The 20,384-nt window shown below is 73.3% G+C and carries 19 protein-coding genes and 2 pseudogenes; 5 read left to right on the forward strand and 16 right to left on the reverse strand.

Annotation, left to right across the window (positions count from 1 at the left end; translation table 11 throughout):
* Positions 1–10: 10 nt before the first annotated feature.
* Positions 11–718, reverse strand: a complete 708-nt coding sequence (locus BJF81_RS06515; protein WP_075957594.1) for an MBL fold metallo-hydrolase — start codon at positions 716–718, stop codon at positions 11–13.
* Positions 719–1,161: 443 nt separating this feature from the next.
* Between BJF81_RS06515 and BJF81_RS06520 the strand changes: the two genes are divergently transcribed.
* Together BJF81_RS06520 and BJF81_RS06525 are read left to right on the forward strand one after the other, a co-directional pair.
* Positions 1,162–2,514: a DUF349 domain-containing protein gene (locus tag BJF81_RS06520; protein ID WP_083664030.1), complete on the forward strand. Its 1,353-nt coding sequence runs from the start codon at positions 1,162–1,164 to the stop codon at positions 2,512–2,514.
* Positions 2,514–3,746, forward strand: a pseudogene (locus BJF81_RS06525) (M18 family aminopeptidase); the annotation flags it as partial. The gene BJF81_RS06520 and the pseudogene BJF81_RS06525, both read left to right, overlap by 1 nt.
* A 102-nt stretch (positions 3,747–3,848) precedes the next feature.
* Here the strand turns inward: BJF81_RS06525 and BJF81_RS06530 are convergent.
* The 13 genes from BJF81_RS06530 to BJF81_RS06590 form a co-directional block, all read right to left on the reverse strand.
* Positions 3,849–6,173, reverse strand: a complete 2,325-nt coding sequence (locus BJF81_RS06530) for a RelA/SpoT family protein (protein ID WP_075957595.1) — start codon at positions 6,171–6,173, stop codon at positions 3,849–3,851.
* 57 nt (positions 6,174–6,230) lie between these two features.
* Positions 6,231–6,800, reverse strand: a complete 570-nt coding sequence (locus BJF81_RS06535) for an adenine phosphoribosyltransferase (protein ID WP_075957596.1) — start codon at positions 6,798–6,800, stop codon at positions 6,231–6,233.
* Positions 6,801–6,824: 24 nt separating this feature from the next.
* Entirely contained in the window at positions 6,825–8,018 is a 1,194-nt protein-coding gene (gene secF, locus BJF81_RS06540; RefSeq protein WP_075957597.1) for a protein translocase subunit SecF, read from the reverse strand.
* Positions 8,018–10,003: a protein translocase subunit SecD gene (gene secD, locus BJF81_RS06545; RefSeq protein WP_075957598.1), complete on the reverse strand. Its 1,986-nt coding sequence runs from the start codon at positions 10,001–10,003 to the stop codon at positions 8,018–8,020. Before secD ends, secF begins: the two co-directional genes overlap by 1 nt.
* Positions 10,003–10,353: a preprotein translocase subunit YajC gene (yajC, locus tag BJF81_RS06550; protein WP_075957599.1), complete on the reverse strand. Its 351-nt coding sequence runs from the start codon at positions 10,351–10,353 to the stop codon at positions 10,003–10,005. The genes secD and yajC overlap by 1 nt, the downstream gene beginning before the upstream one ends.
* A gap of 142 nt (positions 10,354–10,495) precedes the next feature.
* Positions 10,496–11,683, reverse strand: a complete 1,188-nt coding sequence (ruvB, locus tag BJF81_RS06555) for a Holliday junction branch migration DNA helicase RuvB (RefSeq protein ID WP_237770061.1) — start codon at positions 11,681–11,683, stop codon at positions 10,496–10,498.
* Positions 11,680–12,291 carry a Holliday junction branch migration protein RuvA gene (ruvA, locus tag BJF81_RS06560; protein WP_075957601.1) on the reverse strand — a complete coding sequence of 204 codons (612 nt, stop codon included), beginning with the start codon at positions 12,289–12,291 and terminating at the stop codon, positions 11,680–11,682. The genes ruvB and ruvA overlap by 4 nt, the downstream gene beginning before the upstream one ends.
* Positions 12,292–12,939 carry a crossover junction endodeoxyribonuclease RuvC gene (ruvC, locus tag BJF81_RS06565; protein ID WP_075957602.1) on the reverse strand — a complete coding sequence of 216 codons (648 nt, stop codon included), beginning with the start codon at positions 12,937–12,939 and terminating at the stop codon, positions 12,292–12,294.
* 177 nt (positions 12,940–13,116) lie between these two features.
* The gene (locus tag BJF81_RS06570; protein WP_075957603.1) at positions 13,117–13,884 is read right to left on the reverse strand and encodes a YebC/PmpR family DNA-binding transcriptional regulator; all 768 of its coding nucleotides are present in this window, start codon (positions 13,882–13,884) and stop codon (positions 13,117–13,119) included.
* A gap of 59 nt (positions 13,885–13,943) precedes the next feature.
* Positions 13,944–14,570, reverse strand: coding sequence for a pyridoxal 5'-phosphate synthase glutaminase subunit PdxT (pdxT, locus tag BJF81_RS06575; protein ID WP_075957604.1), 627 nt, complete (start codon positions 14,568–14,570; stop codon positions 13,944–13,946).
* Positions 14,567–15,466: a pyridoxal 5'-phosphate synthase lyase subunit PdxS gene (gene pdxS, locus BJF81_RS06580; RefSeq protein ID WP_075957605.1), complete on the reverse strand. Its 900-nt coding sequence runs from the start codon at positions 15,464–15,466 to the stop codon at positions 14,567–14,569. Before pdxS ends, pdxT begins: the two co-directional genes overlap by 4 nt.
* A gap of 105 nt (positions 15,467–15,571) precedes the next feature.
* Positions 15,572–16,180 carry a phosphatidylinositol phosphate synthase gene (gene pgsA, locus BJF81_RS06585; RefSeq protein WP_075957606.1) on the reverse strand — a complete coding sequence of 203 codons (609 nt, stop codon included), beginning with the start codon at positions 16,178–16,180 and terminating at the stop codon, positions 15,572–15,574.
* The gene (locus BJF81_RS06590; RefSeq protein ID WP_075957607.1) at positions 16,180–16,770 is read right to left on the reverse strand and encodes an HIT family protein; all 591 of its coding nucleotides are present in this window, start codon (positions 16,768–16,770) and stop codon (positions 16,180–16,182) included. The genes pgsA and BJF81_RS06590 overlap by 1 nt, the downstream gene beginning before the upstream one ends.
* Before the next feature lie 90 nt (positions 16,771–16,860).
* On the opposite strand from BJF81_RS06590, the gene BJF81_RS06595 reads away from it, so the two are divergent.
* On the forward strand, positions 16,861–17,343 hold the full coding sequence (locus tag BJF81_RS06595) for a nitroreductase family deazaflavin-dependent oxidoreductase (RefSeq protein WP_083664031.1): 483 nt from the start codon (positions 16,861–16,863) through the stop codon (positions 17,341–17,343).
* A gap of 17 nt (positions 17,344–17,360) precedes the next feature.
* Here the strand turns inward: BJF81_RS06595 and BJF81_RS06600 are convergent, their stop codons facing one another.
* The gene (locus tag BJF81_RS06600; protein WP_075957608.1) at positions 17,361–17,837 is read right to left on the reverse strand and encodes a hypothetical protein; all 477 of its coding nucleotides are present in this window, start codon (positions 17,835–17,837) and stop codon (positions 17,361–17,363) included.
* Positions 17,838–17,866: 29 nt separating this feature from the next.
* Positions 17,867–19,848, reverse strand: a pseudogene (gene thrS, locus BJF81_RS06605) (threonine--tRNA ligase).
* On the opposite strand from thrS, the gene BJF81_RS18330 reads away from it, so the two are divergent.
* Together BJF81_RS18330 and BJF81_RS21420 are read left to right on the forward strand one after the other, a co-directional pair.
* Positions 19,784–19,975: a hypothetical protein gene (locus BJF81_RS18330; protein WP_187345503.1), complete on the forward strand. Its 192-nt coding sequence runs from the start codon at positions 19,784–19,786 to the stop codon at positions 19,973–19,975. The pseudogene thrS and the gene BJF81_RS18330 overlap by 65 nt on opposite strands.
* A 73-nt stretch (positions 19,976–20,048) precedes the next feature.
* The coding region (locus BJF81_RS21420) for a transposase (RefSeq protein WP_143780695.1) at positions 20,049–20,384 on the forward strand (336 nt) is incomplete at its 3' end.

The raw sequence follows: 20,384 nt of genomic DNA on the forward strand, positions 1-20,384 counted from the left end.
GGTCGGGTGCTCAGGGACGGTCAGCCGCAAGGTTCTGCAGGAACGGGTTGGTCGTGCGCTCCCGGGCCATGGTCGTGGCCGGCCCGTGCCCCGGCAGCACCAGGGTGGAGTCGGGCAGGGGCAGGACGCGGTCCCGCAGGGAGCGCTGCATGGCCGCCGGGTCGCCGCCCGGCAGGTCGGTGCGCCCGATCGACCCGGCGAAGAGGACGTCGCCGGAGAGGACCGTGCGGTCGAGGTCGTCGGCGGGGATGGCGGCGGGCAGGTCGCCCAGGCCGAAGATCACCGACCCCTCGGTGTGCCCCGGCGCGTGGCTGACGCTCACGCTCAGCCCGGCCAGCTCCAGGACCTGCTCGTCCACCAGCTCGACCACCCGGTCCGGCTCCTGCCAGCGGGCCCGGGTGCCGAACTGCTGCTCCAGGGCCTCCACCAGGCCCGGCCCCAGGCCGGACAGGGGGTCGGTGAGCCGGTAGCGGTCGTCGGCGTGGATGTGCGCGGCCACCGTGCCCCCGCAGACCGGCGTCACGGCATACACGTGGTCCAGGTGGCCGTGCGTGAGCAGGACCGCGGCGGGCCGCAGCCGGTGCTCGCGCAGCAGCTCCTGGACGCGTCCCTCGACCCCGATCCCGGGGTCGACGACGAGGCACTCCTCCCCCTCGGCGGGGGCGAGCACGTAGCAGTTGGTGCCGAAGGCGTCGGCGACGATGCTGCGGACGAACACGGTGCCGACCCTACCGAGCGACGGGTGGCCACGCCCCAGGCGGCCCCGAGCGCCCTGGGACGTCGGACCGGGCAGGTAGGGTCGGTGGCGAACTGTCAGTCGAGCCGGCCCCGATGGCCGCGCTCGCGGTCGAGAGAGGCCACCATCGTGTCCGAGCAGCCCGCCCAGCCCCAGCAGCCCGAGCCCGCGGAGGACGCCGTCCAGCCGCAGGCCGAGCAGCCCGCCCCGCCCGGGCCGGACCAGGCACGCCGGCGGCCGAGGAGCCCGCGACCGAGACCGCTGAGCAGCCGGAGGCCGAGACAGCACCCCAGCAGCCCGAGCCCGAGGCAGCGCCCGAGCAGCCTGAGCCCGAGGCGGCACCCGAGCAGCCCAAGCCTGGGACGGCCGGGCAGCCCCCGGCGGCCGAGGCGCCGCGCCCGTCGCCCGGTGCGCCCACGCCGGCCATGTTCGCGGCGCGCAAGGCCGCGGTGCCCCGACCGCCGCAGGGTGGGGACGCCGCACCCGCCGCGCCCACCCCCGCTCCTCCCTCGGCGGAGCCGGGCCCGCCGAGCGACTCGGTCCGGCACGGCCGGGTCGACGACGACGGGACCGTGCACGTGCGCCTGGCGGACGGCACCGAACGGGCCGTGGGTTCCTACCCGGGAGCCAGCGCGGAGGAGGCGTTGGCCTACTTCGCCCGCAAGTACGACGAGCTGCGCGCCGCGGCCGACCTGCTCGCGCAGCGGCTGGCCCACACGGACGTCTCCGCCCACGACGCCCGGCAGTCGCTGGCCCACCTCAAGGAGCAGATCGGCGAGGCGCACGTCGTGGGCGACCTGGCCGCGCTGGAGTCGACCGTCGCCGGCCTCGAGGAGTCCGTCGCAGCGCGGTCGGCGGCGGAGGCCGCCGAGCGGGCCGAGGCCAAGGCGAGGGCGACCACCGAGCGGGAGGCCCTCGTCGTCGAGGCCGAGACCCTCGCGGCCACCGAGCCGGCCAAGGTGCAGTGGAAGCAGGCCAGCGCCCGGGTGCGTGACCTGCTCGAGGAGTGGAAGGCCCACCAGCGCTCCGGCCCCCGGCTGGACAAGGACGTGGAGAACGCGCTCTGGAAGCGGTTCAGCCACGCCCGCACCGCCTTCGACAAGATGCGCAAGACCTGGTTCGCCCAGCTCGACGAGGAGCACGGGCAGGCCAAGTCCGTGAAGACCAAGCTGGTGGCCGAGGCCGAGGCCCTCTCGACGAGCACCGACTGGGGCGCCACGGCCGGAGCCTTCAAGCGGCTCATGCAGGAGTGGAAGCGCGCTGGCCGGGCCGCCCGGTCCGACGACGACGCGCTGTGGGCCCGGTTCAAGGCCGCCCAGGACGCCTTCTTCGACGCCAAGGACCAGGTGGTCGCGGCCGAGGAGGCGGAGTACGTCGAGAACCTCAAGGTCAAGGAGCAGCTGCTCGAGGAGGCCGAGGCCCTGCCCGTGGACGCCGAGCACCTCGACAGCACCAAGGCCGCCCTGCGCCGCATCCAGGACCGCTGGGAGGCGGCCGGCAAGGTGCCCCGCGCGGACGTCCGGCGCGTCGAGGGCCGCCTGCGGGCGGTCGAGCAGAAGGTGCGCGACGTCGAGGACAAGCAGTGGCAGCGCACCGACCCCGAGCTGGCGGCCCGGGCACAGTCCATGGTCGACCAGCTCGAACGGGGCGTCCAGGGCCTGGAGTCCGACCTCGCCGCCGCGCAGGCCGCGGGCGACGAGAAGAAGGTCGCCCGGCTGACGAGCGAACTGGAGACCAAGCGCACCTGGCTGGAGTCCGCCCGGGGCGGTCTGTCCTGATGCCCGCCGCCGACCTGACCACGCAGGTGACCGAGGTCGCCGACGGCCTGTGCACCTACCTGGACGCCTCCCCGTCCCCGTTCCACGCCGTCGACGGCGCGGCTGCGCTGCTGACGGCCGAGGGCTTCACGGAGGTCGCCGAGACCGACCCCACCCCCTCCACGCCCGGCAGCTACGTCGTGCGCCGGGGCGGCTCGCTGCTCGCCTGGTCCACCGCCCACCTCGACGGCCCCGACCGAGCCGCGCACACCCCGTTCCGGATCGTGGGGGCCCACACGGACTCGCCCAACCTGCGGGTCAAGCCCCGTCCGGACTGGGCGCGTGCCGGGTGGCAGATGCTCGGCGTGGAGGTCTACGGCGGAGCGCTGACCAACTCCTGGCTGGACCGTGACCTGGGGCTCTCCGGACGCGTGGCGGTGCGCGACACCGACTCCCCCGGCGGCGTCGGCCACCGCCTCTTCCGGACCGACGACCCGGTCCTGCGCGTGTCCCAGCTGGCCATCCACCTGGACCGCAACGTGCGCAGCGAAGGGCTCCAGCTCAACGACCAGCAGCACCTGGCCCCGCACTGGGGGCTGGGCGCCGGCCCCCGGTCCTTCCGCGGCTGGCTGGCCGAGCTCGTCGACGCCGACCCCGACGACCTGCTGGCCTACGACGCCATGACCCACGACCTGACCCCCGCCCGGCGCATCGGCGCGGACGGCGAGCTGATCGCCTCCGGACGGCTGGACAACCTGGCCACCAGCTACGCCGCGGTCCGCGCGCTCCTGCACGCGGTCTCCGAGCCGTCCAACACACCGGCCGTCCCCGTGGTCGTCCTCTTCGACCACGAGGAGGTCGGCAGCACCTCCGAGCGGGGCGCCCAGTCCACCTTCCTGCCCGCCTGGCTGGAACGGATCGTCCTGGCCGCGGGCGGCACGCGCGAGGACCTGTGGCGTTCCCTGGCCGGGACGGTCGTCGCCTCCGGCGACATGTCCCACGCCACGCACCCGAACTACGCCGACCGGCACGAGCCCGAGCACCCGATCGTCATGAACGGCGGCCCGGTGCTGAAGGTCAACAACAACCTGCGCTACGCGACCGACTCGCTCGGCGCGGCGGCCTTCGCGCTGGCCTGCGAGCAGGCGGGCGTGCCGATGCAGACCTTCGTCACCCGGTCCGACCTGCCGTGCGGCTCGACCGTCGGGCCGATGACCTCGGCCCTGACCGGTGCGACCACGGTCGACTTCGGCGCCCCGGTGCTGTCCATGCACTCGGCCCGGGAGATCTGCGGCACGCTGGACCAGGCTGCTACGCCGCCGCGCTGGCCGCCTTCCTCGCGCCCGCCTGAGCGCTCAGGCGGTGCGTCCGCGTCGGTGCGGGTCGGTGCTGGTCGTCCCGGTGATCCGGTAGGCGTCCAGCACCCCGGGGACGCCGCGCACGGCGCGGATGACCGACTCCAGGTGGGAGGGGTCGGCCATCTCGAAGGAGAACTTGCTCAGCGCCACCCGGTCGCGCCCGGTCTGCACCGAGGCCGACAGGATGTTCACGTGCTGGTCGGAGAGCACCCGGGTGATGTCCGACAGCAGCCGGGAGCGGTCCAGGGCCTCGACCTGCAGGTTGACCAGGAACAGGCTGGTCGCGGTGGGGGCCCACGCCACCGGGATGATGCGCTCGGGGTGCTGGCGCAGCTGCTCGGCGTTGGTGCAGTCGGTGCGGTGGACCGAGACCCCGCGGCCGTGGGTGACGAAGCCCATGATCGGGTCGCCCGGCACCGGGGTGCAGCACTTGGCCAGCTTGACCCACACGTCGTTGGTGCCGACCACCGTGACGCCCGGGTCGGTGTGGGCGACCCGGCCGCGTCGCGGGCGGGTGGCCTCGGCCAGGTCCTCCTCGGTGCCGTCCTCGCCGCCGAGGGTGGCGGTCAGCTGCTTGACGACGTGCTGGGCCGAGACGTGGCTCTCCCCCACCGCGGCGTAGAGCCCGTCGATGTCCTTGTAGCCCAGGTCGCCGGCGACGGCCGAGAGGGTCTCGTGCGACATGAGCCGCTGGAGCGGGGCGTTCTGCTTGCGGAGGACCTTGGCGATCTGGTCGCGGCCGGACTCGACCATCTCCTCGCGCCGCTCGCGGGTGAACCACTGGCGGATCTTGTTGCGGGCGCGGGCGCTCTTGACGAAGCTGAGCCAGTCCCGGCTCGGCCCGGCCTCCTGGGCCTTGCTCGTGATGATCTCGACGACGTCGCCGTTGGACAGCTCGGAGTCCAGCGGCACCAGCTTGCCGTTGACCCGGCCACCGACGCAGCGGTGTCCGACCTCGGTGTGCACGGCGTAGGCGAAGTCCACCGGCGTCGCACCGGCCGGCAGCGCCATGACGTCCCCGCCGGGGGTGAAGACGTAGACCTCGGCCGCACCGATCTCGAAGCGCAGCGAGTCGAGGAACTCCCCCGGGTCCGCGGTCTCCCGCTGCCACTCGAGCAGCTGGCGCAGCCACTGCATACCCTCCAGCGCCCCCGGCGCCCCGTCCTGGCCGGCGACGGCGCGGGTCCCGTCCGGGGACTGCTCCTTGTACTTCCAGTGCGCGGCGACGCCGTACTCGGCCCGGCGGTGCATCTGGTGGGTGCGGATCTGGATCTCGACCGGCTTGCCCTCGGGGCCGATGACCGTCGTGTGCAGGGACTGGTACATGTTGAACTTGGGCATGGCGATGTAGTCCTTGAACCGCCCCGGCACCGGGTTCCACCGGTTGTGCAGGGCGCCGAGCACCGCGTAGCAGTCCTGGATGGAGTCGACCAGCACCCGCACCCCGAGCAGGTCGTAGATCTTGTCGAAGTCGTGCCCCCGCACGATCATCTTCTGGTAGACGGAGTAGTAGTGCTTGGGCCGCCCGGTGATGGTCGCCCGGATCTTGCTGGCCCGCAGCTCCTCGTTGATCTCCTGACGGATGGTGGCCAGCAGCTCCTCGCGGGCCGGCGCCCGCTCGGCGACCATCCGCACGATCTCGTCGTAGACCTTGGGGTAGAGCTGGGCGAAGGCCAGGTCCTCCAGCTCCCACTTGATCGTGTTCATCCCCAGCCGGTGGGCCAGCGGGGCGTAGATCTCCAGGGTCTCGGCGGCCTTGCGGGCGGCCGACTCCGGGGACACGTAGCGCCACGTGCGGGCGTTGTGGACCCGGTCGGCCAGCTTGATGACCAGCACCCGGATGTCCTTGGCCATCGCCACGACCATCTTGCGCACGGTCTCGGACTGGGCCGCCTCGCCGTAGGTGACCTTGTCCAGCTTGGTCACGCCGTCGACCATCATCGCGATCTCGTCGCCGAAGTCGCTGCGCAGCTGGTCCAGGGAGTATGCCGTGTCCTCCACCGTGTCGTGCAGCAGCGCCGCCGCGATGGTCGAGGGGGTCATCCCCAGCTCGGCGAGGATGGTGGCCACCGCCAGCGGGTGGGTGATGTAGGCGTCCCCGCTCTTGCGGCGCTGGCCGCGGTGGGCCTCCTCGGCCACGGCGTAGGCGCGCTGGATGACGGACAGGTCGGCCTTGGGGTGGGTCGCGCGGACCGCGCGCAGCAGCGGCTCCAGGGTCGGGTTGACGCTGGAGGTGCGCGCGCCGCCCAGCCGGGCCCAGCGCGGGCGCAGGCCTCCCCCGGCCCGGGCGGGCGGGTGCGTGGAGGCGGCGCCGTCGGTCATGACGAGATCATAGTTGGCCCGGCCGGGGACGGACCCCGCCCCGCCGGGCCGGTCCCTTCAGATGGTGACCGTGGACCGCACGTCGTAGCCGGTGAGCTTGCTGCGTCCCTCGAGGGGGCCGATCTCCAGCACCAGCTCGATCGCGGCGACGCTGGCCCCGCAGCGCTCGACGAGCTCGCAGGTGGCCGCCAGGGTGCCGCCGGTGGCGAGCACGTCGTCGACGACGAGGACGCGCTCCCCGTGCGAGACGGCGTCCTGGTGGATCTCCAGGGTGGCGGTGCCGTACTCCAGCGAGTAGGACTGGGCGTGCACGGCCGAGGGCAGCTTGCCCTCCTTGCGGACGGGGACGAACCCGACGCCCAGCTCGTGGGCGATGACCGCGCCGAGGATGAACCCCCGCGCCTCGATGCCGGCGACCACGTCGACCTGGCCGCGGCGCCGGTCGACGACGTCGGCGATGATCCGGGACCGCAGCGCGTGGTCCAGCAGGACCGGGGTGAAGTCCTTGAAGACGACGCCGTTGACCGGGAAGTCGGGGATGTCGCGCAGTCCGGCCAGCACGTCGGCGGCCAGGTCGGGGTCGCCGGCGTCCTGGGTGGTGGTGTCGGCACGTTCGGAGGTGCTCATGGCTCTCGTCTCCTGGGGCGGTGGTCAGCTGCGGCGCTTCTTGCGCCGGGGCTGGTTGCGCGGGCCGCGCTGGGCGTAGGGGTGCAGCTGGCGGCCGGCGGTCGCCGACGGCGCAGGTGCCTGCTCCACCGGCGGGGCCGCGGCCCCGGTCTGGTCGGCGGGGGCGCCGACGACGGCCGGCTCGGGCTGACCGCCGGTCTGCGCGACCGGGTCGGTGCCCCGGGCCGCGCGGTCCTGCGACCGCTGCCGCCGCTTGCGCACCGCCGCGTCGTGCTTGCGCAGGTCCAGCTCGCCCCGGCGCAGGTCGACCAGCAGCGGCGTGGCCACGAACACCGAGGAGTAGGTCCCGACCGCGATGCCGATGAACAGCGCCCAGGCCAGGTCGACGAGCGTGCCTGGACCGATGATGGTCAGGCCGACGACGAGGATGACGGCCACCGGCAGCAGGGCCACCACCGAGGTGTTGATCGAGCGCACGAACGTCTGGTTGACGGCCAGGTTGGCCGCCTCGCCGTAGGTCCACCGGCGGGTGTCCATGGCGTGGTCGGTGTTCTCCTTGACCTTGTCGAACACGACGATCGTGTCGTAGATCGAGTAGCCCAGGATGGTGAGGAAGCCGATGACCGACGCCGGGGAGACCTCGATGCCGAGCAGGGCGTAGACCCCCACGGTGAAGACGACGTCGTGCAGCAGCGCGACGAGCGCGGCCGCGGCCATCTTCCAGGTGTGGAAGTACAGCGTGAGCACCACGGTCACCAGGAGCAGGAAGACCCCCAGGGCGATGAGGGCCCGGTTGGTCACGCTGTCGCCCCAGGACGGACCCACCAGGGAGCTGGTGACCGCGCCGACCGGCACGCCGAACTCGTCGGCCAGCTCGCCGCGCAGGGCCTCGGCCTCCGGCGAGGTCATCTCCCCGGTCTGCACCCGGACGGTGTCGTCGCCGATCCGGGTGACGGCCGTGGTGCCTCCGTCGGCCGGCGCCTGGACGACCTCCTGGGCGCGGCTCTCGTAGTCGTCCATGTCCTGGACCTGGCTCACGCGCAGCTCGGTGCCGCCGCGGAACTCGATGCCGAAGTTGAGCCCCTGGCCGAGCAGGCCGACCAGGGACAGCCCCAGCAGGACCAGGGAGACGACGTAGAACCACCGGCGCCGACCGATGACGTCGATCGACCGCTTGCCCGAGTAGAGGTCGTTGCCGAGCTGGCTGAAGCGCGACATCAGACCACACCCCCTTCCAGCTCCTCGCGGGTATGGCGTCGCCGTCCCGGGGCGAGCACCTCGGGCTCGGGCTCGCGGAACTGGCCTCGGCCCAGGTAGGCCGAGCGCTTGGCGCCGAGCCGCTCGGGCTCCATGCCCGACCAGCGCCGGCCCTCGCCGAAGAACTTCGTGTTGGCCAGGATGCTCACGAGCGGGTGGGTGAACATCATCACCACGACGAGGTCGATGATCGTGGTCAGCCCCAGGGTGAAGGCGAAGGCCTTCACGCCCGCCTCGGACAGGTAGTACAGGACGCCCGCGGCGATGAGGTTGACGAGGTCGGAGATGATGATCGTCCGGCGCGCCCGCTCCCAACCGGTGTCCACGGCATACCGCAGGGGGCGGCCGGAGCGGACCTCGTCCCGGACACGTTCGAAGTAGACGATGAAGCTGTCCGCCGTGACACCGATGGCCACGATGAGCCCGGTGACCCCGGCCATCGTCAGGCGGAAGTTGATCGCCCAGCCCTGCAGGGTGACCGCGCCGTAGGCGATGACCGCGGCCAGGAGCAGCGAGCCGATCGCCACCAGGCCGAGGGCGTGGTACTGCAGGAGCATGTAGAGGAACACCAGCGCGAGGCCGACGGCGCCGGCGATCAGGCCCCAGCGCAGCTGCTCCCCGCCGAGGGTGGGGCTGATCTGCTCGGAGGTCTGCACGTCGAAGGAGACGGGCAGGGCGCCGAAGCGCAGCTGGTTGGCCAGGGTCTCGGCCTCCTCGACGGTGAAGTCGCCGGTGATGGTGGCGATGCCCGCGCTGATGACGCTGTTGACGGTCGGCGCGGAGATGACCTCGCCGTCGAGGACCATCGCGAAGCGGTTCTGCGCCGAGTTCTGCGGGTAGCCCATCAGCCGGGTGGTGACGTCGGCGAAGGCGTCGCCGCCCTCGTCGTCGAAGGTGAGCACGACCTCCCAGCGGCCGGTGACGGCCCCGCCCTGGGCCTGCTCGGGGCCGGCGGTGGCGTCGGTGAGGTTGCCGCCGGACAGCTCGACGGGGCCGAGGACGTACTTCTCCGTGCCCTCGGTGTTGCACACGACGAGCGGCTGGGCGGCCGGGGCGACGGCCGCGCGGTCGGCCAGGTCGGGGTCCTCGCAGGTCGTCTCGGCGAAGGCCTGCTGGATCTCGGGGGTGACCTGGGCCAGGTCGGAGGGGTTGGCCACCGGCGGTGCCGGCTCCTCGGTCGCCGGCTCCTGGGTGGCCCCGTCGCCGTCGGTCCCCGGCTGGCCGGTCGCGTCGGCCTCGTCCGTGGCGGCGGGCAGGGCCGTGCCGCCACGGTTCTCCTCGGTGCTGGACGCCTCGTCCCCCGCGGGCTCGTCCTCGGCCGGCTCCTCGACGTCCTGCGGCGCCGGCGGCGGCTGCATGAGCTCGGCCTGCTCGGCCAGCCGGTCGTCCGGCAGGGGCAGCTCCCGCGGGACCTGCGGCTCCTCGCCAGGGGCGAAGACCGGCTCGGCCAGGAGCACGGGACGGAAGGCCATCTGGGAGGAACGGCTGAGCGCCTCGAGCTGGTCGGGCGACGGGTCGCCGGGGATGGCGACCGAGATGTTCTGGCCCAGGCGGGTCACCTCGGCCTCGGAGGTCCCGGTGGCGTCGACCCGGCGCCGGATGATGTCGATGGCCTGGTCGAGCTGGTCGGCGTCGATCGAGGCGCCGTCCTCGGTAAGGGGGGCCAGGACCACCTGACGGCCGCCGGCGAGGTCGAGCCCCAGCTGGGGGGCCAACGGTGCCTTCGGCGTGCCCCACAGGTGGGCGGCGCCGATCCCGGCGAAGAGCAGGAGCGTGAGCACCAGCAGCGTGGTGAGCGTCCGCAGGGGCCCCCGCATGCGGGCCTTGCGGGCGCCCTGCGGTCCGCGACGGCGGGTGGCACCGCCCCGTCCCGGCCGTCGGCCGCTGCCCGCGGCCAGACCCGGAAGGTCCTCCTCGCGGCGTGAGCCGCGCGTCGACATCGACATCAGGCGGTCGCCCCCGGCCCCTCGTCCCGGGGGGTGCGCGACACGCGGCCGGAGGCGTCGGTGCCGGGCGGGATGACCGCGCGACGGGCGACGCGCAGCACGACGCCCTCGGCGACCTGCAGCCGCACCACGTCGTCCTCGACGCCGACGACCGTGCCGAAGATGCCGGCCGCAGCCATGACCTCGTCCCCCACCTGGAGCGCGGCCTGCGCCTCGCTGACCGCGCGGGCGCGGCGGCGCTGGGAGAACATGAGGTAGAGCAGCACCAGGAACGGGACCGCGAGCAGCAGCAGCGTCGTCATCCCCCCGCCCGTGGGGGGTGCTGCGGCGGCGGTGGCCAGTGGCGTCATGGTCGACCCTTCGGGTGGTGAGCGTGCGGTGCCGTCCGGGCAGCGGCCGTCGACGGCCGGGGAGCGGGCACCCGGGGCAGTCTAGGTGAGCGCGCCGGGCCGACCAAAGGCACGGGGTGCCGTGTCCGCCGGGCCGCCGCGGTCATCCCTGCCCGTCGTCCCCTGCGTCGTCCCACGGCAGCGGCACCTGGCCGCCGTCGGCCGCCCGGGGCCCGAGCCGGGCACCGCCGGAGGCGTGGGCGGCGGGGCCGGTCCCGTTACCCACGCCCGTGGCGGCCGGCGTGGGCGCCGACAGACCCAGGTGCTCCCACGCGGCGGCGCTGGCGGCCCGGCCCCGAGGGGTGCGCACCATGAAGCCCTCCCGGACCAGGTAGGGCTCGGCGACGGTCTCGACGGTGTCCGGCTCCTCCCCCACCGCGACGGCCAGGGTGGACAGTCCCACCGGTCCCCCGCCGAAGCGGGTGCACAGCGCCTCCAGCACCGCGCGGTCGAGGCGGTCCAGGCCCAGGACGTCGACGTCGAAGAGCTCGAGGGCCGCCTGCGCGGCCGGCTCGTCGACGACGTGCCGGCCGTGGACCTGGGCCCAGTCGCGCACCCGGCGGAGCAGCCGGTTGGCGATCCGCGGCGTCCCGCGCGACCGGGAGGCGATCTGGGTGATGCCCTCCTCGTCGGCCTCGATCCCGAGCAGGTGGGCGTTGCGGGTGAGGATGGTCACCAGGTCGGCGGTGTCGTAGAAGTCGAGGTGTCCGGTGAAGCCGAACCGGTCGCGAAGGGGCGCCGGCAGCAGGCCGGCCCGGGTGGTGGCCCCCACGACGGTGAACGGCGGCAGCTCGAGCGGGATCGCGGTCGCACCGGGCCCCTTGCCGACGATGACGTCGACCCGGAAGTCCTCCATGGCCAGGTAGAGCATCTCCTCGGCCGGACGGGACATCCGGTGGATCTCGTCGAGAAAGAGCACCTCGCCCTCGACCAGGGAGGACAGCACCGCAGCCAGGTCCCCGGCGTGCTGGATGGCCGGCCCGCTGGTGATCCGGATGGGCTGCTCGAGCTCGCCGGCGATGATCATCGCCAGGGTGGTCTTGCCCAGCCCGGGCGGGCCGGAGAGCAGGACGTGGTCCGGTGGGCTGCCCCGTCGCCGGGCGGCCTCCAGGACCAGCCCCAGCTGGTCCCGGACCCGTCGCTGCCCCGGGAACTCCGAGAGCCGGCGGGGACGCAGGGCCGCCTCGATGCGGCGCTCCTCGTCGGTGCCGGCCGGGTCGACGATCCGGCCGTCCTCCCCCGGGCTGCCCGCCACGCCCGGGAGGTCTTCGTCCTCGCCCGGCCTGCTCATCGTCCGAGCTCGCGCAGGGCGGCGCGCAGGACGGCCGACACCTCGGCCGGCGGCTCCTCCCCGCCGGTGACCGTGGAGACCGCGTCGGCGGCCTGGCGGGCCGACCAGCCGAGCCCCTCCAGCGCCTCGCGCACCTGGGAGGCCACCGCCTCGCCCTCCCCGGCGGCGGGAACGGCGGGAGCGCCGGCCGGACCGGTCCCGCCGCCGACCACCGCCACCTTGTCCTTGAGCTCGAGGACCAGCCGCTCGGCCGACTTGCGCCCGATGCCGGGCACCTTCGTCAGCGTGGCCAGGTCGCCCTGCGCCAGGGCGCGGCGGACCTCGTCGGGGGCCAGGACCGACAGCATCGCCAGGGCCAGACGGGGACCGACCCCCGAGACGGTCTGGACCTGCTCGAACAGCGCGCGGGCGTCGGGGTCGGCGAAGCCGTAGAGGGTCAGCGACTCCTCCCGCACCACCAGGGTGGTCTCCAGGGTGACCTCCTGGCCGGGCCGCAGCTCGGCGACGGTGGCCGGGGTGGCGTGCACGAGCAGCCCGACACCGCCCACCTCGACGACGGCACGGTCCAGGCCGACGTGGCGCACGGGGCCGCGGACGGACGCGATCACTTAGACGTTCCTCCTGGTCGGGACGGGCCGGGCCGAGGCACGGGCGGTGGCGGCCCGCGCCGCGCTGCGGTGCTGCGAGTGCAGCTCGGCGAGCCGGTTGGGGGCGGCCGACCGGGCCAGCCGCTCGGCCTCGTGGATGCGGTTGGTCGTGCTGCCCTCGCCGGGCCGCCCGTCGGTCCCTGCGCGCCAGACGTGGCAGATGGCCAGGGCGAGCGCGTCGGCGGCGTCCGCGGGCCGGGGCGGGTCGGCGAGCTGGAGGATGCGGGTGACCATGTGCGTCACCTGGGCCTTGTCGGCGCGGCCGTTGCCGGTGACGGCGGCCTTGATCTCCGAGGGGGTGTGCAGGCCCAGCTGCAGGCCCAGGCGTGCGGCGGCGAGCATCGGGATGGCCGAGGCCTGGGCGGTTCCCATGATGCCGCGGATGTTGGCCTTGGCGAAGACCCGCTCCACCGCGACGGCGTCGGGCTGCCAGTCCGCCAGCCACTGGTCGATCTCGGTCTGGACCGACAGCAGCCGCTCCTGCGGCTCGTCCCCGACCGGGGTGCGCACGACCCCGACGGCGACCATGCGCAGCCGTCGGCCGGGCAGGCCCTCGACCACGCCCAGCCCGCACCGGGTCAGGCCGGGGTCCACGCCGAGCACGCGCACGGGCGACCTCCTCGGGCTGGCCGGCCGGCCCCGGACGCGGGTGCCACCGGTGTGGACAGGTGTTCGCACCCCACGCTACCCAGCGGGGCCGACGCACGCGGGTTGCGACACGCACACCGGAGCGGCCGACGTCCCCCGTGCCGGGACGGCAGCGCCGGGGAGGGACCCCAGGGGGTGTCAGTCGCCGTCGATCTCGGCCATGACCTCGTCGGAGATGTCGGCGTTGGAGTACACGTTCTGCACGTCGTCGCAGTCCTCCAGGGCGTCGACGACGCGGATGACCTTGCGCGCGCCCTCGGCGTCCAGCGGCACCTCCATGCTGGGCACGAAGGTCACCTCCGCCGAGTCGTAGTCCAGGCCGGCCTCCTGCAGCGCGGTCCGCACGGCCACGACGTCGGTGGCTTCGCTGATGACCTCGAACGCGTCGTCCAGGTCGTTGACCTCCTCGGCGCCGGCCTCGAGGACGGTCTCCAGGAGGGTGTCCTCGGTCAGCTCACCCGACTCCTGGGACCGCGGCACGACGACCTGGCCCTTGCGGTCGAACAGGTAGGCCACCGAGCCGCTGTCGGCCATCGACCCGCCGTTGCGCGTCAGCGCCGTGCGGACCTCCATGACGGCTCGGTTCTTGTTGTCGGTCAGGCACTCGATGTAGAGCGCCACCCCGCCCGGGGCGTAGCCCTCGTAGGTCAGCGCCTCGTAGCTGGCCCCGCCGGCCTCGGCGCCGGAGCCGCGCTTGACCGCCCGGTCGATGTTGTCGTTGGGCACCGAGGTCTTCTTCGCCTTCTGGATGGCGTCGAAGAGGGTGGGGTTGCCGGCGGGGTCGCCGCCCCCGGTGCGGGCGGCCACCTCGATGTTCTTGATGAGCTTGGCGAACAGCTTGCCGCGCTTGGCGTCGATCGCGGCCTTCTTGTGCTTCGTGGTCGCCCACTTGGAGTGTCCCGACATGCCTCGTCCTCTCGTGCCTTCGACGGCCGTGGAAATCGGCCTCCGATGCTACCGGCCGTTCAGCGGTGCTCGTGCACCATCCGGACGAACAGTGCGTGCACCCGGTGGTCCTCGGTGACCTCGGGGTGGAAGGAGGTGGCCAGCAGGGGCCCCTGCCGGACCGCGACCGGGTGGTCGTCGGCCCGGGCGAGCACCTCGACGCCGTCGCCGAGACGCTCGACCCAGGGGGCGCGGATGAAGACGGCGCGGAAGGGTCGGTCCGGGTCGTCGATCCCCTCGACGTGCAGGTCGGTCTCGAAGGAGTCGACCTGCCGGCCGAAGGCGTTGCGCCGCACCGTCATGTCGATGCCACCGAACGTCCGCTGCTCCGGGTGCCCGTCGAGGATCTCCTCGGCGAGCTGGATCATGCCGGCGCAGGACCCGTAGACCGGCAGGCCGTCGGCGACCAGGTCGCGCAGCGGCCGGTGCAGCCCGAAGATCCGGCTGAGCCGGTCGATCGTGGTGGACTCCCCGCCGGGCACCACCAGGCCGTCGAGGCCCTCGAGCTCGCCGGGCCGGCGGACCGGGCGGGCCCGGGCCCCGGCCAGCTCCAGGGCGCGCATGTGCTCCCGGACGTCGCCCTGGACGGCGAGGATCCCGACGAGCGGGCCCTCGGCGGGCTCCGCAGCCTGCGGGCCCGCCCTCACCAGCCGCGCTCGGCGAGCCGGTGCGGCTGCGGGATGTCGTCGACGTTGATGCCGACCATGGCCTCGCCGAGGCCGCGGGACACCTCGGCGATGGTGTCGGGGTCGTCGTGGAAGGTGGTCGCCTTGACGATGGCTGCGGCCCGCTGGGCGGGGTTGCCGGCCTTGAAGATGCCTGAGCCGACGAAGACGCCCTCGGCACCCAGCTGCATCATCATCGCCGCGTCGGCGGGCGTGGCGATGCCGCCGGCGGTGAACAGCACCACGGGGAGCTTGCCGGTCTGCGCGACCTCCTTGACGAGGTCGTAGGGGGCCTGCAGCTCCTTGGCCGCGACGTAGAGCTCGTCGGGGGCCATCGCGGTGAGCCTGCTGATCTCCGCGCGGATGGCCCGCATGTGGGTGGTCGCGTTGGACACGTCGCCGGTGCCGGCCTCGCCCTTGGAGCGGATCATCGCGGCCCCCTCGGTGATCCGGCGCAGCGCCTCGCCGAGGTTGGTCGCCCCGCAGACGAAGGGCACCGTGAAGGCCCACTTGTCGATGTGGTTGGCGTAGTCGGCGGGCGTGAGCACCTCGGACTCGTCGACGTAGTCGACCCCCAGGCTCTGCAGCACCTGCGCCTCGACGAAGTGGCCGATCCGGGCCTTGGCCATCACCGGGATCGAGACGGCCTCGATGATGCCGTCGATCATGTCGGGGTCGCTCATCCGGGACACCCCGCCCTGGGCGCGGATGTCGGCCGGCACGCGCTCCAGCGCCATGACGGCCACCGCGCCGGCGTCCTCGGCGATCTTGGCCTGCTCGGCGGTGACGACATCCATGATGACGCCCCCCTTGAGCATGTCGGCCATCCCCCGCTTGACGCGGGTCGTGCCGGTGGTGTGGGTGGTGGGCTCGCTCATCGGTGCCTCTCGGGAGCGGGGGCGACCGTGCCGGGTCGCGGGGCGGGGAAGGGTCGCACCGGGGTGCGGACGTCCCAGTCTACGAGCCCGGGCGGGATGCCCGGGTCAGGCGGCCAGCGCCTGGCGGCGGACCATGCCCATGCGCTGGACGATGGTGACCAGTGAGGCCAGCGCCAGCAGCGCGAGCACGACGGTGAGCACCCACCCGGGCAGGAACAGGCCGGTGAACCCGGTGGTCACCAGCACGGCGACCAGGCGGTCGGCCCGCTCGGCGATGCCGCCCTCGCACCGCCAGCCGAGCGACTCGGCCCGGGCCTTGGCGTAGGAGACGAGAAAGCCCAGGACCAGGCACGCCAGTGCCAGGTAGCCGTCCACGGGCCGCCCGCCCGGGCCGAGGAACCACAGCACGAGCCCGCCGAAGACGGCGGCGTCGCCCAGCCGGTCGAGCGTGGAGTCGAGGTAGGCGCCCCAGGGGCTGGCGCGTCCCGAGATCCGCGCCATCGTCCCGTCGACCAGGTCGGCGAAGACGAACGCGGTGATGAACAGCGTGCCCCACCACAGCTCGCCGCGCGGGTAGAACCACAGCGCCCCGACGACCACCCCGAGGGTGCCGACCACGGTGACGAGGTCGGGGTGGATCCCCAGGCGCAGCAGGAGCCGGGCCAACGGGCCGAACACCCGGGTGAAGGTCCCGCGTGCGTAGCGGTTGAGCATCAGGCCTGCTCGCCCTCGGCCGGGCGCGGGGTCGGCCCGGACGCGGGCCAGGCCGCGACCAGCTGCCGGCGCACGTCCTCCAGCAGCTGCGGCAGGGCCTTGGTCCGGCCGACGATCGGCAGGAAGTTGGCGTCCCCCAGCCACCGTGGCACGACGTGCTGGTGCAGGTGCGCCGCGACCCCGGCCCCGGCGACGTCGCCCTGGTTGATGCCCAGGTTGTAGCCGGCCGGCCCGCTGGCGGCCTCCACGGCCCGGATCGCCTGCTTGGTCAGCGCGGTGAACTCCGCGGTCTCCTCGTCGGTGAGGTCGACGTAGAGCGGGACGTGCCGGTAGGGGCACACGAGCAGGTGACCGGGGTTGTAGGGGAACAGGTTGAGCACGACGAAGCAGGTCCGGCCGCGGTGGACGATGAGCCCCTCCGCGTCGTCCTTGCCGGGGGCCGCGCAGAAGGGGCACCCCGTGCCCGCGTCGCGGCTGGGCCGGTCACCCTTGACGTAGGCCATCCGGTGGGGCGTCCAGAGCCGCTCGAAGCCGTCGGCGGTGCCGGCGAGTTCGTCGGCACCGGTCACCGTCGGGGGTCCCTCGGTCATGGGCCGATCCTACGTGCCGGGCACCGGGCGTCCGGGCAGGACAGGCCTGCCCGCCGGAAGAGCGGGACCTCCGCCGGCGTTGTGAGGGGTATGCCGTTCCCGCAGCCGTCCTCGTCCACCCCGCTGAGCGCCCAGGCGGCCGACCCCGCCGCCTACCTGCCCGAGCGCAGCGGCTGGGTGGCCCGCCAGCTCGCCGAGATCGACGGGGCCGGCGACACCCGTGCGGTGCAGGTCCAGGGCCGCCCGGTGGTGGTCGTGACGATGCGGGGTGCCCGCAGCGGGCTGCTGCGCAGGGTTCCGCTCATGCGGGTCGAGCACGACGGGGACTACCTGGCGGTCGCGAGCAAGGGTGGTGCGCCGGAGCACCCGCAGTGGTTCCACAACCTGCGCGTCCACCCCGACGTCCTCGTCCACGACGGCACCGAGCAGCACGTCCGGCACGCCCGGCTGCTCGAGCAGGGCCCGGAGCGCGAGGCCTGGTGGGAGCGCGCCGTGCGGGCCTTCCCCTCCTACGCCGACTACCAGTCGTCGACCGGACGGACCATCCCGGTCTTCGTCCTCGAGCGTCGCTGAGGAGCCGCCCCCGGCCCTCAGGGCCTCGTCGGCAGGCTGACCCGCCGACGGGGCAGCACGTCGGCCCGGGCGGCGTCCAGCACCGCGGCGGGCAGCCGGACGTCGTCGGCCACGTCGACGGACAGGTGGCCCTGCCGGCCGAACCAGCTGACCACCGCGCGCACCATCGCCAGGGCCACCGCCTCCTCGTGCCCGCCCAGGCAGCTCAGGGACAGCAGCTGGGGGACGCCGGCCCCCAGTGCGGGCAGGAGCGGGACCTGGCACACCACCATCCCCACGTGCTGGCCGTCGCACTCGCCCACCCAGGCCGGCAGGTCCGCCGACCGGACCCGCCAGGCGGCGGCGAACGCCTGCACGTGGCTCGGCGGACCGGGGTCGGGCTCCCGGCCCGCCCGGCGCAGCGCCTGCAGGTGCAGCGCACCCAGGAGCAGGGCCTCGTCCTCCAGGACCGGCCGCACCCGCACGCGCGCGGCCTCCTGGCCGAGCGACGGCATACCCCGCTCCCCCGTCCGCGCCACGGGACTCAGACCTGCACGCGTCCGCGGACGGCGGCCACGACCTCGGCCACGGCCTCCTCGACCGGCACGCCGTTCTTCTGCGAGCCGTCGCGGTAGCGGAAGGACACCGCGCCGGCGTCCCTGTCCTCGCCGCCGACGATGAGGATGAAGGGGGCCTTGGAGCGGCTCGCGTTGCGGATCTTCTTGGGGAACCGGTCGTCCGAGGTGTCCAGCTCGACCCGGATCCCCTCGGCCCGGAGGCGGGCCGCGACGTCCCGGAGGTAGTCGTCGAACTCCTCGGCCACCGGGACGCCCAGCACCTGCACCGGGGCCAGCCACGGCGGGAACTGCCCGGCGTAGTGCTCGGTGAGCACCCCGATGAAGCGTTCGATCGAGCCGAACTTGGCCGAGTGGATCATCACCGGCTGCTGGCGGGTGCCGTCGGCGGCGGAGTACTCCAGGCCGAAGCGCTCCGGCTGGTTGAAGTCGTACTGGATCGTCGACATCTGCCAGGTGCGCCCGATCGCGTCCCGGGCCTGGACCGAGATCTTCGGGCCGTAGTAGGCGGCGCCGCCGGGGTCGTCGACGAGCTCCAGGCCGGACTCACGGGCCACCTTCTCCAGCACCGCGGTCGCCTCGGTCCACTGCTCCTCGGACCCGATGAACTTGTCCCTCTTGCCCTCGCTGTCGTCGCGGGTGGACAGCTCCAGGTAGTAGTCGTCCAGGCCGAAGTCGCGCAGCAGGCCCAGGACGAAGTCGAGCAGGTGCTTGATCTCGCCGGGCGCCTGCTCCTTGGTGACGTAGGAGTGGCTGTCGTCCTGGGTGATCATCCGCACCCGGGTCAGGCCCTGCAGGACGCCCGACTTCTCGTTGCGGTAGACGGTGCCGAACTCGAAGTAGCGCAGCGGCAGGTCGCGGTAGGACCGTTGCTGGGAGCGGTAGATGAGGTTGTGCATCGGGCAGTTCATCGCCTTGATGCGGTAGGCCTGCCCGTCGTCGTCCAGCTCGGGCATCATGCCGTCGGCGTAGTAGGGCAGGTGCCCGGAGGTGTGGAACAGCCCCTCCTTGGACAGGTGCGGGGTGGTGACGTAGGAGAACCCGGCCTCGACGTGCCGCTGCCAGACGTAGTCCTCCATGGTGCGGCGCAGGATAGCGCCCTTGGGGTGGAAGACGGGCAGACCGGGGCCGACCTCCTCGGGGAAGGAGAACAGGTCCATCTCGGCACCGAGCTTGCGGTGGTCCCGGCGCTCGGCCTCCGCCAGCCGCTCCAGGTAGGCCTTCAGCTCGTCCTTGCTGGGCCAGGCGGTGCCGTAGATGCGCTGCAGCTGGGGGTTCTTCTCGCTGCCTCGCCAGTAGGCGGCCGCGCTGCGCATGAGCTTGAAGCCGTTGGCGATCAGCTTGGTGGTCGGCACGTGCGGGCCGCGGCACAGGTCGCCCCAGACAGCCTGGCCGGTCCGGTCGACGTTGTCGTAGATCGTCAGCTGGTTGCCGCCGACCTCGACGCCGGCGCCCTCGGCCGCCTCGTCGGCGGACCCGCCCTTGAGCCCGATGAGCTCCAGCTTGTAGGGCTCGCCGGCCAGCTCCTCGCGTGCCTCCTCGTCCGAGACCTCGCGCCGGGCGAACGTCTGGCCGGTGTTGATGATCTTCTGCATCGACTTCTCGAGGCGCTTGAGGTCCTCGGGGGTGAACGGCTCCGCGACGTCGAAGTCGTAGTAGAACCCGTCCCGGATCGGCGGGCCGATCCCCAGCTTGGCGTCGGGGAAGGTCTGCTGGACGGCCTGGGCCAGGACGTGGGCGCAGGAGTGGCGCAGCACGTCCAGCCCGTCCTGCTCGGTGACCAGGACCGCTCGACGGCGTCCCCGTCGCCGAGGACGTGGTCCAGGTCGACGAGCTCGCCGTCGACCCGGGCGACGACGACGTGCGGGTCGTCGGCGAAGAGTTGGGTGGCCGTGGTGCCCTGCTCGACCGTGCGCTCGCTGCCTGCGACGTGGACGGTGATCTGGGACACGGGTGCGCTCCTCGTGGTCTGCGGCGTCTGCGGCGTGCTGCGGGGTGGGGGCCTGCGGGGACGACCGGCCTGGCCGGTGCCCGTCAAACCCTACCGCCAGCGGCACGGCATACCCCCGCGCGCCTAGGGAAGCGCTGATCATTTCGCGGTGCCGGGGTGGCGTGCGGGGCTGGTGGGCGGTTGGCCGGGATGATGTTGGTGTGGTCGACGAGCAGCCCAGCTTCACCGATATCGAGTACGGAAACCGGCGGCGGGTCTCTCGCCGGGAGAAGTTCCTGGACATGATGGACCAGACGGTCCCGTGGGATCGGTGGGTCGCGGTGATCGAGCCGCACTACTACCAGGATCGGGCGGGTAAGCGGGGCCGTAAGCCGGTTCCGATCGAGACGATGCTGCGGATGTACCTGCTGCAGGTGTGGTTCTCCCTCTCGGATGAGGGGGTGGGAGGATGCGATCTACGACTCCTACGCGATGCGCCGTTTCATGGGCCTGGACTTCGCGCGTCAGCAGGTCCCCGATGCGACGACGCTGCTGCA

The organism is Ornithinimicrobium sp. CNJ-824 (genome assembly GCF_001942405.1).
GTDB lineage: Bacteria > Actinomycetota > Actinomycetes > Actinomycetales > Dermatophilaceae > Ornithinicoccus > Ornithinicoccus kibberensis.

Excerpts from the sequence above, each read along its gene's own strand:
- BJF81_RS06530 (WP_075957595.1), bottom strand. The coding sequence starts at position 6,173 with ATGACCGACGGCGCCGCCTCCACGCACCCGCCCGCCCGGGCCGGGGGA.
- secD (WP_075957598.1), bottom strand. The coding sequence starts at position 10,003 with ATGTCGATGTCGACGCGCGGCTCACGCCGCGAGGAGGACCTTCCGGGT.
- BJF81_RS06570 (WP_075957603.1), bottom strand. The coding sequence starts at position 13,884 with ATGTCGGGACACTCCAAGTGGGCGACCACGAAGCACAAGAAGGCCGCG.
- secF (WP_075957597.1), bottom strand. The coding sequence starts at position 8,018 with ATGTCGCGCTTCAGCCAGCTCGGCAACGACCTCTACTCGGGCAAGCGG.
- ruvB (WP_237770061.1), bottom strand. The coding sequence starts at position 11,683 with ATGAGCAGGCCGGGCGAGGACGAAGACCTCCCGGGCGTGGCGGGCAGC.
- yajC (WP_075957599.1), bottom strand. The coding sequence starts at position 10,353 with ATGACGCCACTGGCCACCGCCGCCGCAGCACCCCCCACGGGCGGGGGG.
- BJF81_RS06600 (WP_075957608.1), bottom strand. The coding sequence starts at position 17,837 with ATGCCGTCGCTCGGCCAGGAGGCCGCGCGCGTGCGGGTGCGGCCGGTC.
- BJF81_RS06535 (WP_075957596.1), bottom strand. The coding sequence starts at position 6,800 with ATGAGCACCTCCGAACGTGCCGACACCACCACCCAGGACGCCGGCGAC.
- BJF81_RS06520 (WP_083664030.1), top strand. The coding sequence starts at position 1,162 with ATGTTCGCGGCGCGCAAGGCCGCGGTGCCCCGACCGCCGCAGGGTGGG.
- BJF81_RS06595 (WP_083664031.1), top strand. The coding sequence starts at position 16,861 with ATGCCGTTCCCGCAGCCGTCCTCGTCCACCCCGCTGAGCGCCCAGGCG.
- pdxS (WP_075957605.1), bottom strand. The coding sequence starts at position 15,466 with ATGAGCGAGCCCACCACCCACACCACCGGCACGACCCGCGTCAAGCGG.
- BJF81_RS06590 (WP_075957607.1), bottom strand. The coding sequence starts at position 16,770 with ATGACCGAGGGACCCCCGACGGTGACCGGTGCCGACGAACTCGCCGGC.
- pgsA (WP_075957606.1), bottom strand. The coding sequence starts at position 16,180 with ATGCTCAACCGCTACGCACGCGGGACCTTCACCCGGGTGTTCGGCCCG.